14 protein-coding genes are annotated in these 16557 nt (G+C 36.9%); all 14 read right to left on the bottom strand.

From position 1 onward, the window contains the following. Nucleotides 1-3 precede the first annotated feature (3 nt). The 14 genes from MHI57_RS01655 to dapA all read right to left on the bottom strand — a co-directional run bounded on the left by MHI57_RS01655 (nt 4) and on the right by dapA (nt 16538). On the bottom strand, nt 4-249 hold the full coding sequence (locus MHI57_RS01655) for a DUF3243 domain-containing protein (RefSeq protein WP_095369466.1): 246 nt from the start codon (nt 247-249) through the stop codon (nt 4-6). Nucleotides 250-361: 112 nt separating this feature from the next. Beyond that, nucleotides 362-1084 carry an elongation factor P 5-aminopentanone reductase gene (ymfI, locus tag MHI57_RS01650; RefSeq protein WP_340974614.1) on the bottom strand — a complete coding sequence of 241 codons (723 nt, stop codon included), beginning with the start codon at nt 1082-1084 and terminating at the stop codon, nt 362-364. Nucleotides 1085-1148: 64 nt separating this feature from the next. Further along, on the bottom strand, nt 1149-2435 hold the full coding sequence (gene yfmH / locus MHI57_RS01645; protein WP_340974612.1) for an EF-P 5-aminopentanol modification-associated protein YfmH: 1287 nt from the start codon (nt 2433-2435) through the stop codon (nt 1149-1151). Then, nucleotides 2435-3715, bottom strand: coding sequence for an EF-P 5-aminopentanol modification-associated protein YfmF (gene yfmF / locus MHI57_RS01640; RefSeq protein ID WP_307314356.1), 1281 nt, complete (start codon nt 3713-3715; stop codon nt 2435-2437). The genes yfmH and yfmF overlap by 1 nt, the downstream gene beginning before the upstream one ends. A gap of 210 nt (nt 3716-3925) precedes the next feature. Continuing rightward, a complete protein-coding gene (locus MHI57_RS01635; protein ID WP_095369469.1) occupies nt 3926-4885 on the bottom strand; it encodes an ABC transporter permease in 960 nt (319 codons plus the stop codon). Further along, a complete protein-coding gene (locus MHI57_RS01630) occupies nt 4886-5932 on the bottom strand; it encodes an ABC transporter permease (protein ID WP_095369470.1) in 1047 nt (348 codons plus the stop codon). Next, the gene (locus MHI57_RS01625) at nt 5925-7457 is read right to left on the bottom strand and encodes an ABC transporter ATP-binding protein (protein WP_095369471.1); all 1533 of its coding nucleotides are present in this window, start codon (nt 7455-7457) and stop codon (nt 5925-5927) included. Before MHI57_RS01625 ends, MHI57_RS01630 begins: the two co-directional genes overlap by 8 nt. Nucleotides 7458-7651: 194 nt before the next feature. Further along, a complete protein-coding gene (locus MHI57_RS01620; protein ID WP_095369472.1) occupies nt 7652-8746 on the bottom strand; it encodes a BMP family lipoprotein in 1095 nt (364 codons plus the stop codon). Nucleotides 8747-8796: 50 nt separating this feature from the next. Continuing rightward, nucleotides 8797-9525, bottom strand: coding sequence for a GntR family transcriptional regulator (locus MHI57_RS01615; RefSeq protein WP_095369473.1), 729 nt, complete (start codon nt 9523-9525; stop codon nt 8797-8799). Between the two features lie 375 nt (nt 9526-9900). After that, nucleotides 9901-12237: a DNA translocase FtsK gene (locus tag MHI57_RS01610; protein ID WP_340974603.1), complete on the bottom strand. Its 2337-nt coding sequence runs from the start codon at nt 12235-12237 to the stop codon at nt 9901-9903. Between the two features lie 112 nt (nt 12238-12349). Further along, nucleotides 12350-12562, bottom strand: a complete 213-nt coding sequence (locus MHI57_RS01605) for a YlzJ-like family protein (RefSeq protein WP_095369475.1) — start codon at nt 12560-12562, stop codon at nt 12350-12352. Then, nucleotides 12559-13281, bottom strand: coding sequence for a ClpP family protease (locus tag MHI57_RS01600; protein ID WP_233435397.1), 723 nt, complete (start codon nt 13279-13281; stop codon nt 12559-12561). Before MHI57_RS01600 ends, MHI57_RS01605 begins: the two co-directional genes overlap by 4 nt. 155 nt (nt 13282-13436) lie before the next feature. After that, nucleotides 13437-15101 (bottom strand): ribonuclease J, encoded by a 1665-nt coding sequence (locus tag MHI57_RS01595; protein WP_218971969.1) that lies wholly within the window; start codon nt 15099-15101, stop codon nt 13437-13439. A 570-nt stretch (nt 15102-15671) separates the two neighbouring features. After that, nucleotides 15672-16538, bottom strand: coding sequence for a 4-hydroxy-tetrahydrodipicolinate synthase (dapA, locus tag MHI57_RS01590; RefSeq protein WP_340974597.1), 867 nt, complete (start codon nt 16536-16538; stop codon nt 15672-15674). Nucleotides 16539-16557 lie beyond the last annotated feature (19 nt).

Here is a 16557-nt window from a genome sequence, read left to right as displayed (position 1 = left end):
TAATTATTTTTGTACTAATTTCACAACTAAATTAGCAATCGCATGTTGTTCTTCCTCACTTGCGACAGACCAAAGATCAGCAAGAATTTTCTCTTGGTCGTTTTTCGGCTCTACTGAACCAGCAAGATAATCTCCAATTTGATAAGCAATTTCACTTACCGTAGATTGATTCATCCCTTGATCTTGACCTTGTTCTAAACGCTCACCTAAAAAATCTTTCCATTGTTGCCAATTATCTAGTACAGACATTTGTATTTCCTCCTCGTTATAGACATTTGCCTCAACAGGTAGATGGTGCAAATGCAAAATATTAGAACGTACAATATTATCATGCAACGAGGAGAAATAAATTATTCATTCTTTATGTATACCAGCCACCATTGACACTTATGGTTTGACCAGTTATATAAGAAGAGGCGTCAGATAGTAAAAATGCACAAGCATGAGCTACTTCACTTGGATAACCGAACCGACCGATAGGAATATCATTCTTCATATCTTCCATTTCCATTTCGTTAAAAGAGGACATCATCTTTGACTCAATGGCACCTGGAGCAATTGCATTTACCCGTATGCCACTATAGGCTACTTCTTTACTCAATGCCTTCACAAAGCTAATCTGTGCCCCTTTAACAGCTGAATAGACAGTTTCACAGGCAGAGCCTGTTTGTCCCCATATCGAAGAAATAAACTGTATATTTCCTCTTTGTTTTGTTACAAGTTTTGGCATTAATGCTCTCGTTAATAAAATCGGGTTTAAGACGTGTACGTTCATTAAATGTTGGACATCAGCATCTGTCATATCAGTTAATAGACCATAATAAGCATGACCGCTGCAATGAATGATCGCATCAAGTGAAAAAATGTTTTTAACAATTTTTTGATATCCTTCAGTTGAGGTTAAATCAGCAGAAATAGCAATATATTCACCGCCATAAGTATTCAAAGCAGCCATTAACTGATCAATACGAGACTGATTTTTGTTGTAATGCAAATAAAGGGAATAACCTTCTTTCGCTAATAACTGCGCAATTGCTTCGCCAATATCTCCACTAGCTCCCGTTATTAATACAAATTTCTTCATTTTTTTCCTCCAAAAAACAAATACATAAATCAAGCTAGCCCACCTAAAACGGGGCTAGCATTGTTTATTTTGGTAAAACTTGGCACACAGACATTCTTTCTTCCGAAATTAATTCTTTTGCCGCTTCATTAATATCATCCAACGTTAACTTTTCAAGAAAAGGAACAATTTGAAAGAGGTCCATATCATTGAATGAGTAACGAGTAAATTGATTGGCTATATATTCAGGAGAGTTAAGCGCCCTTAAAAACCCACCAATCTTCTTCTTGATTGAGCGTTGAAGTGCCGCTTCATCCCAATTTGCACCATTCGTAGACTGCAATAAAATCTCTTTCACTTTTTCAGCAAGTTTATTTGGGTCACTTGTATCTCCGCCAATCATAGCAAAGCCAAACCCAGATTCTTGGGAGTAATCGTAAGAGAAAGTATCATCGATTAAACCTTCTCGATAGAGATCATTGTAATGTTGCCCACTTTTTCCAAATAACAAGTCTAACATAACATTTAGGCTTAGTTCTTTTTTAAGCATCTCCGCTCCTTGCTGGCTGGCGTCGTTTGTTTTAATGCCCACCATACATTTCGGTGTTTGCACATTCATTCTTAATGTACTTATCGTTTCAGCAACCGTTTGCGGCTCTTGATCAAAGATTCTATCAATTGCAGGCTGCTCGCTATAACTTTTATTAGCCTGATTTTCCCTTACTTGAGCAATTACAGCTTCTGGGTCAACTGGACCCACTACAAAAAGCAACATATTACTTGGGTGATAAAAAGTATGATAACATTCATACAGCATATCCTTTGTAATGTGAGAAATACTTTCAATCGTTCCCGCGATATCGATTTTCACAGGGTGATGATGATATAGGTTTGCTATTAGACCATAATATAGACGCCAGTCAGGATTATCATCATACATTGTAATCTCTTGTCCGATAATGCCTTTCTCTTTTTCTACCGTTTCCTTAGTAAAATAAGGGTCTTGGACAAAGTCAATCAATGTAGTTAAATTCTCTTGAACGTTTGACGTACTTGAAAAAAGATAGGCCGTGCGAGTAAATGAAGTAAATGCATTGGCAGATGCACCTTGGCGACTAAATTGTTGAAACACATCTCCATCTTCTTTTTCAAACATTTTATGCTCTAAGAAATGGGCGATACCGTCTGGTACTTTAACTGGTTCATTTTTATCAAGCGGAACAAAGTGATTATCGATCGATCCGTATTTTGTCGTAAATGTTGCAAAAGTCTTATTAAAACCATTTTTCGGTAGGACATAGACATCTAACCCATTGGCCATTTTTTCATAATAGAGTTTTTCTTGAAGCTGATCAAATGCGATTTGTTCCATTATTTTTGCACCTCTTTTCCATGAAGAAAGTAAATTGTATCAAGCTGAACTTTCTTAGCTACAGTTATAATGTCTTCCTTTGTAACTGCTTCCATTCCATTCATCCATTCAGTTAAGTCCATTTTTTGTTGAGAAACGATATTATGATAGAGCACTTCTGCGACACCTCTTGCCGTATCCATCGTTTCCAACATTTGGTTCTTAATAACCGCTTTTGTCTGCGTAATCTCTTCTTCTGTAAAGGCACCCTTCTGCATTTCCTCTAATTGTTCTTCAATAATAGAAGTTGCTTGCCCATAGCTGTTGTTGTCAATTCCAGACATCACCATCAATAGACCTTTGTGACTTTCCAAACGACTGGCGACATAATAGGCTAGAGAAGCTTTTTCTCTTACATTAATAAATAATTTTGAGTGGGAGAATCCGCCAAAAATTCCGTTAAATATTTGTAACGCACTATATTCAGGATCACCATAAGTGATACCAGTACGATAACCAATATTTAATTTCGCTTGTTTCACATCCTGCTCTTCCTTAATCGTTTCTGGCTCAATCAAATCGTTTGCTCTCGCCATTGAGGTTTCTTTAATAGATCGAGTTTTTAAAGGTAATAATTCACGAACATATTGTTCAACTTCATTCGTATCAATATCACCAATCATATATAAATCAAGCTCATCTTCAGCTAGAGCCTTTTCGTAATAATGATAAAGAGACGATTCTGTAATTAATGGTAAATCATCTAATTCACCGTGTACATGGAGCGCATAGGCTTCATCTTTACACATTTCTTGTACAAGACGTAAATTAGCATATCTCATTTTATCATCATTAACTGCTTGTATCCGCTGCTTTAATGTTCTTTTCTCACTTTCAACCACCTCTCGGTCAAAAGCTCCATTATTGGATAATGGATGGAGTAAAAGCTCTGAAAGTAATTCAAAAGCTTTTCTAAGTAATGGGGTCTGATCAGATAGAAATTTTTCATTTGCCATTTCAATAGTCATAGAAATAATGTGGTACTCCCCTTTTTTTGAGAGGTCCACATATAAGGAAGCGCCATAAAGCTCATCTAAGTATGCCCTCAACTTAGCCGTAGTAGGATATGCAGCGCTACTACTTTCTAACACATGCGGTAATAAAGCCCTTAGTGTGACAGTATCTTTACTTAAAGGCGCTTTCATTTTCCAAACAATCGTATTTGTTTTATATTTATCTGTTTTAATTTGATGGAGCTTAACACCATCAATTTCTTTAACTGTTTCTGTTGTAATATTCATTAATAAACCTCCTTATTCCTTTTTACCTTAAAACATACTATTTGAATCGCACTTCTTCCTATTTTGTCATCTTTTTAGTATATGTATGAAAAGAAAACAATATTTTCTATTATATACGTTAATAACCATCCTATGCTAATCTTGCAGACATCTATAGGAGAAAATAAGTAAAATAAAAGTCTCAGGGCCAATCTCCCGAGACTTTACTTATTATCTATTTCCTTTAATATACGGTACCCCAGAAGCTTTTGGCGCATCTGCTCTACCTATAAATCCAGTGAGTGCTATAATCGTTAATACATATGGTGCAACAAGTAGATAGACATTTGGGATATTCTCTAATAGCGGTAAGCTAGAACCAATAATACTCAAACTTTGGGCAAAGCCAAAGAATATCGCTGCACCCATTGCTCCTAAGGGATGCCATTTCCCAAATATCATTGCAGCTAATGCCATAAATCCTTGTCCACTAATTGTCGCATGACCAAAATCAGAAGAGATCGCTTGGGCATATACACCACCACCTATACCACCTAGCGCTCCCGAAAGTAATACGCCATAATAGCGCATTTTTGTCACATTAATCCCCATAGTATCTGCGGCCATCGGATGTTCGCCAACAGACCGTAATCTGAGACCGAATTTTGTCTTATAAATGACATACCAAGCAACCACAGCGAAAATGATTGCTACAAACGAAGTGTAATACGTATTAGAAAAGAATATCGGGCCAATAAACGGGATATCACTTAAAAGCGGGATATCTATTTTACTGAAGCTCTCTTGAATGATATCTGTTTGCCCTTTATCATAAATAAATTTTACTAGAAATAAGGTAACTCCTACTGCTAACAGATTGATTGCGACACCAGAAACAGTTTGATCCGCTCTAAAAGTGATGGATGCTACCGCATGAATAGCTGAAAAAATGACTCCAGCAAGCATGGCTACTAATAGCGAAACCCACGGGGTCGATGCCCCTAATACATCGGCAAACGATAAATTGAAGACAATTGCTGTAAAAGCACCTATTACCATTAATCCTTCTAATCCAATATTAATTACACCTGAACGTTCTGAGAAAGTTCCACCTAACGCGGTGAAAATAAGGGGTGCTGCCCAAAGTAAAGTAGTTGGCACAATAATCATTAATATTTCCATGATACCCACTTACTTCACCCCCTTCTTATTAATCTTTCTTATGAGTAATCGAATCATATAACTTGAAGCCACAAAGAAAACAATTAAAGCAATAATAATATCAACCAACTCGTTCGGAACGCCTGCTTCTAGTGGCATATTAAGGGCACCAACCTTCAAGCTCCCGAAAAGAATCGCCGCCAAAACAATGCCTATCGGTGAATTAGCACCTAATAAAGCTACAGCGATACCATCAAAGCCGACTCCAGTAAATCCACTTTTCACAGCGGCATATCCGAAAGTCCCAAGCCCCTCCATTGCACCAGCTAAACCAGCAAAAACTCCAGATATCACCATGGAAAGAATAATATTCTTTTTAACATTCATGCCTGCATAATTTGAAGCATGTTGATTTAAGCCAACAGCCTTCAACTCAAATCCTCTCGTTGTTTTCTCCAAAATAAACCACATAATAATAACAGCAATAATGGCAATAACAATTCCCCAGTGCATACGAGAGTAATCTGTTAAAGATTCTAATAAAGGTGAACGAAGACTTGCTGTTTCAGCAATTGGGTCCGAACTATCACTACCTTCTGACAATTTTGTTCGAATAATATAGTTCGTAATATGAAGTGCAGTATAATTCAACATAATTGTGACAATAACTTCATGAACACGATATTGTGCTTTTAAGAAACCAGGTATAAATGCCCAAATCGCCCCCGCTAAAGCAGCAGCTAGCACAGCTAAAGGTAAATGAATGATCTTCGGTAGTTCAAAAGCTACACCTACCCAAACAGCAGCTAACCAACCAACAATTAATTGCCCTTCAACTCCGATGTTAAAAAGGCCTGTTTTAAAAGCAAATGCAACTGCAAGGCCAGCTAATATATAGGGGATGATTTGTCTAACGGTTTCACCGAAAAAATAAACATCACCAAATGCACCATTCCACAGAGCTATAAACCCTGCAATAGCATCATAACCTGTTACAATCATTAAAATAGTCCCGACAATGATGCCAAGAAGCACGGCAATGATTGGTATTAATATGTTTTGCATACGGTTAGACATTTCCATCACCTACCTTTTTCTTCGTTGAACCAGCCATTAATAAGCCCAACTCTTGCTCTGTCGTTTCCTTGGGATCAACCATTGCAATGATTTCCCCTTCAAAAATAACAGCAATACGGTCACTCACATTCATGATTTCGTCCATTTCAAAAGAAACTAACAGCACGGCTTTACCTTGATCTCTTTGGTCAATTAACTTGCGATGGATGAATTCAATTGCACCCACGTCAAGCCCCCTAGTCGGTTGTGAGGCAATTAATAAATCTGGATTACGATCTACTTCTCTGCCGATAATCGCTTTTTGCTGATTACCTCCAGAAAGAGCGCGAGCTGGTGTATATTCACTTGGTGTTCGTACATCATATTCTTCTATTAATCTATTTGCTTGGTCATAAATCGCTTTCTTATTCATCAAACCTGTTTTCGAATAAGGCTGTTGGTAATAGGTTTGTAGCACCATATTTTCACCAATTGTAAAATCTAATACTAAGCCATGTTTATGGCGATCTTGCGGGATATGTCCAATACCTGATTCAGTTACTTTTCTTGTATTTAATTTAGTAATTTCTTTATTGTTTAACAGAATTGACCCTTTTTCTACTTTTCTTAATCCTGCAATTGCTTCTACCAATTCTGTTTGTCCATTACCATCTACACCTGCAATACCGACAATTTCCCCTTTTCTGACTGTTAAGTTTAAATTGTCTACAACTGCGATATTGCGAGAATCTTTTACTGTAAGCGATTGTATTTCTAATGACGCTTCTTTCGGCATAGCTTCTGTTTTTTCAGTTTTAAACGTCACTTCCCTACCAACCATTAAACTAGCTAATTCATCGGGATTTGTTTCAGATACATTTAGCGTTCCGATTCCCTCACCTTTGCGAATAACCGTTACTCGGTCACATACTTCCATAATTTCTTTTAGTTTATGAGTAATCAGAATGATAGATTTACCCTCTTTAATCAGCTTACCCATTATTTGAATAAGCTCTGCAATCTCCTGTGGTGTTAGCACTGCAGTAGGTTCATCGAATATTAGGATATCTGCTCCTCGATAAAGTGTTTTTAGAATCTCAACACGCTGTTGCATTCCTACAGAAATATCTGCAATTTTTGCTTTTGGATCTACCGATAAACCATATTTTTGTGAAATGTCGCTAACTACTTTTTCCGCTTCTTTTAAATCAATTTTACCTTTTGATGTGATCTCTTTCCCTAAAATAATATTTTCTGTTACTGTAAATTTATCAACTAACATGAAATGTTGATGAACCATCCCAATACCCAACTCATTCGCGACATTTGGATTGGTGATTTTTTCAATGTTTCCCCTGACTTTAATCTCCCCTTTTTCAGGTTGATAAAGACCGAATAAAACATTCATTAACGTTGATTTTCCTGCACCATTTTCTCCGAGGAGCGCATGAATTTCTCCTGGTTTAACTTGAAGTGTGATATTATTATTCGCTACAATACCCGGAAACTCTTTACGAATATTGAGCATTTCAATAACATATTCCACCCTCTCCACTCCTTACCCTTATGTAGTTAGAGGTCAGACCTCGCTTTTTATTTATGATTGATTGAACATCCATGAATGAAATTTTAGGCTTATCTTTAAAAACCTAATTGAAAAGGATAATTTGTTATTCTTTTCAATTAACCTTTTAAGTTAAAAAGGAATAAGAGATTTCAAGTCCCTTATTCCTTTCCTCATTACTCTGCTGTAAATGCCTTCGCTTCTTCTACTGATTGAGGAGGAGTAACTTCTCCACTCTTAATTTTTTCAATCCATTCGTTTACTTGTGTTTCAACTTCCGCTTTGGCAGCGAACTCTTCGTTGATTGGTGCCAAAGTCACTCCATCTTCATTTAAACCGTAAACAGTAGTTTCGCCACCAGGGAAGTTCCCATCTTTTGCTTTAGTAGCGATATCTTGTACAGCAACGTCTACACGTTTCATAGCAGATGTAAGGATAATATTATGATCTCCGACTACCCCTTCTGCTGATTGGTCTGCGTCAACACCAATTGCCCAAAGTTCTCTCTCTGGATCTTTTCCTTTTAAGTCACGTGCTTCTTTGAATAATCCATTACCTGTTCCACCAGCCGCATGGAAGATGACATCAATGCCAGAAGCATACATCTTAGAGGCTATTGATTGACCAAGCTCTGCTTTGTCAAATGCACCTGAGTAATTGCTTTCTACTTTAATATCTGGATTTACAGCTCTAACACCTGCAATAAACCCTGCTTCAAAGCGTTCAATAACAGGAAGTTCCATACCGCCGATAAAACCAACTGTATCCCCTTTTGTTGCATTTGCAGCAACGACACCAGCTAAGAAACCTGACTCTTGTTCTTTAAACATAATGCTAGCTACATTATCTGCCTCTACTTCTGAATCAATAATTGAAAATTGGCTATCTTTTTGTTGTTCGGCAATTTCAGCAATCGCATCATGCATCATCGCTCCAACACCAAACACTAAATTGAATTTTTGACGAGTTAAGTTATTTAAATTTGTTGCATAATCAGCATCAGATTGGGATTGAAGGTAAGTGTATCCACCTTTACCTTCTTCTAAGCCATTGTCTTCACCAAAAGCTTTAATCCCTTCCCATGCAGATTGGTTAAATGATTTATCATCTACGCCACCAACATCTGTTACCATTGCAACCGTGAATGACTCTTCTTTGTTGCCTTCTGAACTTGATCCTTTTTCGTTTTCTTCTGAAGAACCACATGCTCCTAAAATGGTACCTGCTGCTAGTGCAAAAGAAAGTACTAATCCAAGTTTACGTTTTTTCATTTTGCTCCCCCTTAAGGAATTGGTTTACATTAGTAGATGAGTATGATTGATTAGTTAATCCGTTTTCTAAGAACATGGAAGCTAAATTTGTCTGCTCTAAAATAGTTAACCGAGAGGAGTAATGGCTCGTCTTGTTCAGTGTAATGCATCTGCTTAAGAACGAGTAGAGCTGTCTCAGGGCTACAATCTAAAATAGGTGAGACCTTCTCGTGATAACCAATCGGTTCAATTTCAGAGACCGCATATGTAATTCTTCTGCCTGTTTTTTCTTCCAAATTTTCAAAAATAGATTCTTTTTCCCAAGAGATAGAGTCTGGAATATGCTTCGCCAACATTTTATCCAAGCAATGAACAACAGGTTCACCATTTGCCGTTCTCACCCGTTCTACTACTAAGATTTCTTCATCTGCTGAACAGGAAAAAAGTCTGATATCTTCCTCACTTGGACATTGCGTCTCTGAGCTAAGGAATATAGTCCCAGGTTGCATACCTGCTTGGGTAATCATATTAGTGATACTATTTAACTGTTCAATTCCTGATGTAAATAATGGCTTTGTATTTACGAACGTGCCGACACCGTGTCTACGAATAATGACATTCTCTTCTTCTAATATCCTTAATGCCTCTCTTAATGTCGCACGACTGACACCTAATTGTTTGGCAAGATCAAATTCTGAAGGTAATTTTTCTCTCTCTTTATAAATTCCTTTATCAATATCTTGCTTCAAACGATCAATTACTTGTAAATACAAATGGCGGCTATCTGACTTAATAGACATGCTGTGCTCCTCCAAATCCAAATCTCAAGACATCAGACCTCTGATGTTCAATCATCTCTACTAATCGAAAATACTATACCATTTTTCTAAATATAAAGAAACATATTTTTCAAAAAATGTCGAAAAAGATAGTGAAAAAAGTGAATATTTTTCACATTTGTTGACTCATAGTTGATGTCTTAAAGAGTTTTGTTTATTTATTTTCCCTTTCGTTATAGGCTTCTTTTGATAAAAATCAAATGCTACTAAAATATTTTAGAAACCTTTTAAAAAAAGAATAGGTCATATTTATAATAAATATTAACCTATTCTTTGTACATACTTTCTTTCAATTGTTGATTAAAGCTGTGTTGCTAAAAAGCGTTAAATATATTTTTAAGAAGATGCCTCATCCATACTTTGGCTGACGAGTACTGTTCTTGGTTTACTTCCCTCATAAGGTCCGACGATTCCTCGCAGCTCCATTTCATCAATTAACCTCGCTGCTCGCGTATAACCGATACGGAACCTCCTTTGCAACATGGAAACAGAGGCTGTTTGCATTTCAATGACAAGCTCAACTGCTTCATCATATAATTTGTCATCAACTTCACTTGCTTGTGAATCTGGTAAATCATCGGGAATCATTTCTTCTTGATATTGCGCTTTTTGCTGACCAATGACAAAATCAACAATTTCTTCTACTTCATCATCCGATAAAAATGCGCCTTGTACCCGAATAGGTTTTGATGCGCCGACTGGCATAAATAACATATCGCCTCTTCCTAATAACTTCTCTGCTCCGCCCATGTCTAAAATCGTCCTTGAATCCGTCATAGAAGAAACAGCAAACGCAATTCTTGATGGAATATTTGCTTTTATCACACCGGTGATGACATCTACTGAAGGACGTTGAGTCGCAATGATTAGATGAATACCAGCTGCCCTAGCCATTTGTGCTAATCTAGTGATTGCATCCTCAACATCCGATGAAGCAACCATCATTAAGTCCGCTAACTCATCAACAATAACAACGATGTAAGGGAGTAGTGGTTGCTTAGCTTCCTCTATTTTATTTTGCCTTTTTATAAATTCATTATAACCTTCTATGTTTCTTGTGCCTGTATGGGAGAATAATTCATATCTTCTCTCCATTTCGCTTACAACCTTTTTCAGTGCTTGAGAAGCTTTTTTGGCATTTGTCACAACAGGCGCTAATAAATGTGGGACGCCATTATATACATTAAGCTCTACCATTTTTGGGTCAATCATCATCAATTTCACTTCATGAGGTTTCGCTCTCATTAAAATACTAGTAATAATGCCATTAATACAAACACTCTTCCCACTTCCTGTCGCTCCAGCGACGAGCAAATGCGGCATTTTATTCAACTCTGCCGTGACAGCTTCGCCAGTAATATCTCTTCCTAAACCGATTAATAGTTTTGAATCATTGCGATCTTTACCTTTAGGTTCAATGACCTCTCTTAAGGAAACCATCGCAACTTCTGAATTCGGTACCTCTATCCCGATAGCTGATTTTCCTGGAATTGGTGCTTCAATTCGGATATCTTTTGCTGCTAAAGCAAGTGCTAAGTCGTCACTTAAACTAACAATTTTACTCACTTTCACACCTACATCAGGATGTACTTCATATTTGGTTACTGCCGGTCCAAGATGAACTTGGGTTACTTTAGCTTTGACACCAAAGCTTTGGAAGGTTCTCTCAAGCTTTGCTGCATTATCATGAATAAGTTTATATTCACCGCTTTGGTCGGTGTGATTAGGTGCCTTTAATAATTTCATTGGTGGTAGTTTATAATCCTTATTTTCCACTTCTGTAAATGTAATCGGTGGTACAGTCTCATCTTGCTGCTCTTCGTCCTCCGGTTGTCTCTCGCTTATCCCTTGTACCGGGACTGTAACATCTTGTTCTTGATTATAAGCATTTTGAGAAAAACTAGAAATAATTGGTTCTTCTGGTGTATTGTCTTTATCCATGTCTTCTGAGCTGTTATGGATTGTTATTGCCCGCTCTTCTTGATTCTCTTTACTTCTTCTCGTACGAGGTTTAGCATTGCGCTTATTCTTTTTACTTACCCAACCTTTTACATCATCAAGAAATGCTAGCCATTGTTTTTTTAGAAATTGAGCAAATGAAATGGTCATATCGCCCATCGCAGGGCCAAAAGTTTTCCCTGTAATTAATATAATTCCTACGATAATCAAGAGGAATGCAATAATTTTTGAGCCAGCTTCATCAAATAAATAATAGAAAACGGCAAACATTAATGCTCCAATCATGCCTCCACCTAAATCTGAAGTGCTGGCTTGATTTGTCACCTCACCCCAATAGAGACGCCATGTATTCATGATTACACTTGGGTCGGTAAATGCTCCCCCATTTGAAAGTAATTCAAATAACGTTACATGACTTAATAAAAGAAGTGCACTAATGATGAAGTACATGCCCACTAATTTCATATGAAAGAGATCAGGTCTCTCCCTTTTCCACATTAGAAATCCTGCATAAATCACTAATCCAATTAAACAAAGCATGTACCATTCGCCGGTAAAAAACCTGAAAAAAAGTACGATTGCTCCACCTACTGCCCCTAATTTCGCTATAGCAATCACTGCTAATGCGAGCATCACTAGAGCAGTTAATTCATATTTTAAAGTTTGTCTCACTTGTTGCTTTTTTCGCGTTTTACGCTTCTTTTTTTTCGCCATTTTATCACCTGATTTATAAGTACTTGAATGATGCATGAAAGAAGAGAGCAGCCTTTTAGTGGCTGCTCTACGTTTGTTCATTTATTATAGCATAATTTCATCCATCTTTTACTTAACTGAGGGTGATTTTTACTCCAGGTCCAATATTTTCATTCATGAAATCATTTGGGTCCGTACTCATTACTTGGATTACACGATATTCAGAACCACTAGTTAATTCCACTAGTAACGGGATACCTTCAAAGTTAACCACTTTTTGTTTCGCATATTCAGATGGTTCAGCTTGGTATATCCATTCACTTGGCATGGCTGTATATAAAATCATTGCACAAGCCCCTCCTGATGTTCATTGTTTTCAATTAACTCCTCAAGTTTTTTTAATGCTGGGCCAATACCACCTACTTCATTAATCAAACCAAATTCAACAGCATCAGCACCAATCACATTCGTTCCAATATCTCTTGTCAAATTTCCTTTAGCAAACATTAAGTCTTTAAACTTCTCTTCAGTAATCTGTGAGTGTTTTGTTACAAAGTTAATGACGCGTTCTTGCATTTTATCTAAATACTCAAAAGTTTGTGGCACCCCAATTACTAAGCCGGTTAACCGAATGGGGTGGATGGTCATCGTTGCTGATTCAGCAATATAGGCATAATCACAAGATACGGCTATAGGTACACCTATTGAGTGTCCACCACCTAACACGATTGAAACTGTAGGTTTCGACAATGATGCTAACATTTCAGCAAGTGCTAATCCTGCTTCTACATCTCCACCTACAGTATTTAATATTACTAACAAACCTTCTATTTTTGGATTTTGCTCAATGGCTACAATCTGAGGGATAAGATGTTCATATTTTGTTGTCTTATTTTGTGGCGGTAGTTGTAAATGCCCTTCTATTTGTCCAACGATAGTCAAACAGTGAATTTTGGAATCTTGAGATAGTTGCGGTACATTTGTTTGACCTAATTGCTGTATCTTTTCCATTAAAGGCGATTGTTTATCTTCTTTAGGTTGTTGCTCTTGATCGTTCCCATTCATTTCAAAATCCATAAGACTTCTCCCTTCAAACTTTTATATATTTAGTATGAACAGGGATGGGATTTTCATTCTACTAATGCTTTTAGAAACGAAGATATCTATTATCGAAATAAAAATATAAGCAGGCAACCACGAATACGTAATTGCCTGCTTTTTTAGGACTCCATAATTATCGGTAAGATCATCGGACGACGTTTTGTTTTATCAAATAAGAACTGATTGAGACCTTCTCTCATATCTTGTTTGATACCTGACCAGTCAAAAGCTTCTTTCGATAGTTTGGCTTCAACAATTTCTTTTACCAATTTGCTTGCTTCTGCAAGTAATTCTTCAGATTCTCTAACATAAACAAAGCCTCTTGTAATAATTTCTGGTCCTGCTGAAATGATTTTTTGTTTTTTGTTTAACGTAACAACCACAAGTAATATTCCATCTTGAGATAATAACTTACGATCTCTAAGGACAATATTACCAACATCACCTACACCACTGCCATCAATTAATACATGTCCGGTTGGGATTTTCCCCACATTTTTCATGGTTCCTTTTGCTATTTCATATAATTCTCCCTTTTCAGGAATAAAAATAGCTTCACTTTCCATACCAGTCGACTCAGCTACTTTTGCATGTGCCTTTAACATCCTATATTCTCCATGAACAGGAAAGAAATATCTCGGATTCATTAAATTAATCATGAATTTAAGCTCTTCTTTGCTACCATGACTAGATGTATTAAAACTCCCTTTACCTGAGACCACATGTGCTCCGCCCCTGAACAATACATCAACTGTTTTTGATAAATAAACTTCCGAACCTCTCAAAGGAGAAGCAAAGAATATCACATAATCTCCAGATTGAATATGCACTTGACGGTGAGAGTTTTTCGCCATCTTATACAGCGCATCAATTGGCTCTCCTTGCGTACCTGTCACTAAATAAATGATTTCTTCATCTGCCAAGTTTTTCACATCGTTCATAGAAACCATTACGTCTTCATAAATATCCAAAAACCCTAATCTGATGGCAATATCATATATTTTTTGCAAACTTCTTCCTACTATTGCTACTTTTCGGTTAGTCTGTTTCGCAGCGTCAAATACTTGTTGAATCCTAATTAACTCAGACGCAAATGTAGCTACTACGACTCTCCCTTTTGCTTGATAAAAATGCTTCACTAAATCATCTAATACTTCAGCTTCAGATTTTGTGTAGCCCGGCTTTTCTGCTTCTGTACTATCAGATAATAAGCACAAAACGCCATTTTCTCCGATTTTAGCCATTTTTCCAATTTCGGCTTTATAAAGTGGGCCAGCCGCTTGGTCAAATTTAAAATCCCCAGTGTAGACGATACTGCCTTGTGAGGTATGAATACATACCCCAACACTGTCTGGGATGCTATGATTTGTTTTAAAAAATGAAATTTCACAATGATCAAAGTGTAGTTCAGTATCACTATGTATTTCCACTAGTTTAGCTTTCCCTTTAAATCCTTGCTCTTTCATTTTTGCTTTTGCTAACGCAATCGTAAGCTTAGTTCCGTATACCGGGGCCTCAATTTGACGAAGCAAATAAGATAAAGCTCCAATATGGTCTTCATGTCCGTGGGTTAAAAATACTCCTTGCACACGATCTTTTTGTTGAATAAGATAGGTGAAATCTGGAATAACCGTATCAATTCCAAGCATTTCGTTCTCTGGAAGCATTAAACCTGCATCGATTACGAATAAATCCTCATCAACTTCGATTATGTACATATTCTTTCCTAATTCACCAACTCCACCTAGTGCTGCTAACTTGATGCTTTCGTTCTGTCTTTTCACTTATGTATCCTCCTATAGTTCATTCACCCGATCAAAATCAGTTATTCCCATTATACTTTAACTAAGAAAATAATAACAACCAAATTTATGCATTTTTGCGGTTATTAAGCAATTTATCCAGTTAAATTAAGTAATTAAACACTTTAGTAATTAAAGAAGACGGCACAATAAAGGATAATTTTACTTTAGCAAATACTCTCCTCAAAAAGTGATACCTAATATCAAGTTTTTAATAATTCAGTTAGTCTTGCTTTTAAAAAAGAGAACGTAAAAGACTCAAGAAACGTGTAAACTTCCTTCATCCAGATTGATATATTGGGTTTGGATTTAACAAGGACTAAATAGTAGTGATCAAAGATTTAAATATCTCTAGTTCAGCTAGTATGCGAAAACTTCTCCAAGGATAGCTGCACTACTTATGTTTGCTCAATATATTTTAGATTTGTGTGAAATATACGAAGAGCCCCCTTTTTACTCCACTATCCAGTGTAAATATGTTATGGCATCGCAAAAAAAATCTGAACAATTCAAACCCTAAGGTGGGAATGAACGTTCAGATTTTTTTGCTAACTATTTAATAATGGCAATCAGTGTAGCTCTTTCTTGTTCAGAAAGTGGTACCATTGGTAAACGCACCGAACCGACATCAAGGCCTTTGACCTGCAAAGCGGTTTTAACTGGTACAGGACTTGGCGCTGCAAACATCGCTTCCATTATTGGTAGTAAGGATTGGTGCAATTTTGCAGCCTCTTGATAGTGTCCAACTAAAAATGCTTGCACCATTTCTTGAATTTCAGAGCCGATTATATGTGAGGCCACTGATACAACACCTGCTCCACCAATGGATAAGACTGGTAAAGCGATACCATCGTCGCCACTATATAACAAGAAATCGTCATCTGTTTCAGCGATAATCTTCGTCATTGCATTAAGATCACCACTCGCTTCTTTTACAGAGACAATATTTTTAATTTTGGATAGTTCAATAATTGTTTCAGGTGCAATATTAACAGATGATCGACCTGGAATATTATATAACATAACAGGCAAATCTGTACTTGCTGCGATCGCTTTAAAATGTTCATATAAGCCAGCTTGGTTTGGCTTATTATAATAAGGAGCGACTAACATGATGGCATCTACACCAATTTCTGCTGCTTTTTTCGTTAATTCAATGGATGAGTAAGTATTATTGCTACCTGTACCGGCAATAACTGGCACGCGTCCATCCGTTACCTTCACTACATGTTTAAACAAAGCAAGCTTTTCTTCTTTCGTTAACGTAGGTGATTCGCCTGTTGTTCCAGCAACAACAAGAGAATCTGTCCCATTCTCAATCAAATGATTGATCAACTGAGTTGTCTTTGCAAAATCAATATGCCCATTGATATCGAATGGCGTAACCATTGCTGTTGAAACTCTTCCGAATAAAACCATTTTTACACCTCTTTTTAAT

It is taken from the genome of Cytobacillus sp. FSL K6-0129 (assembly GCF_038007625.1).
Classification (GTDB): Bacteria; Bacillota; Bacilli; order Bacillales; family Cytobacillaceae; genus Cytobacillus; species Cytobacillus kochii.
Note: the sequence above shows the minus strand (reverse complement) of the source record. Positions and strands in the feature narration are given on the sequence as shown.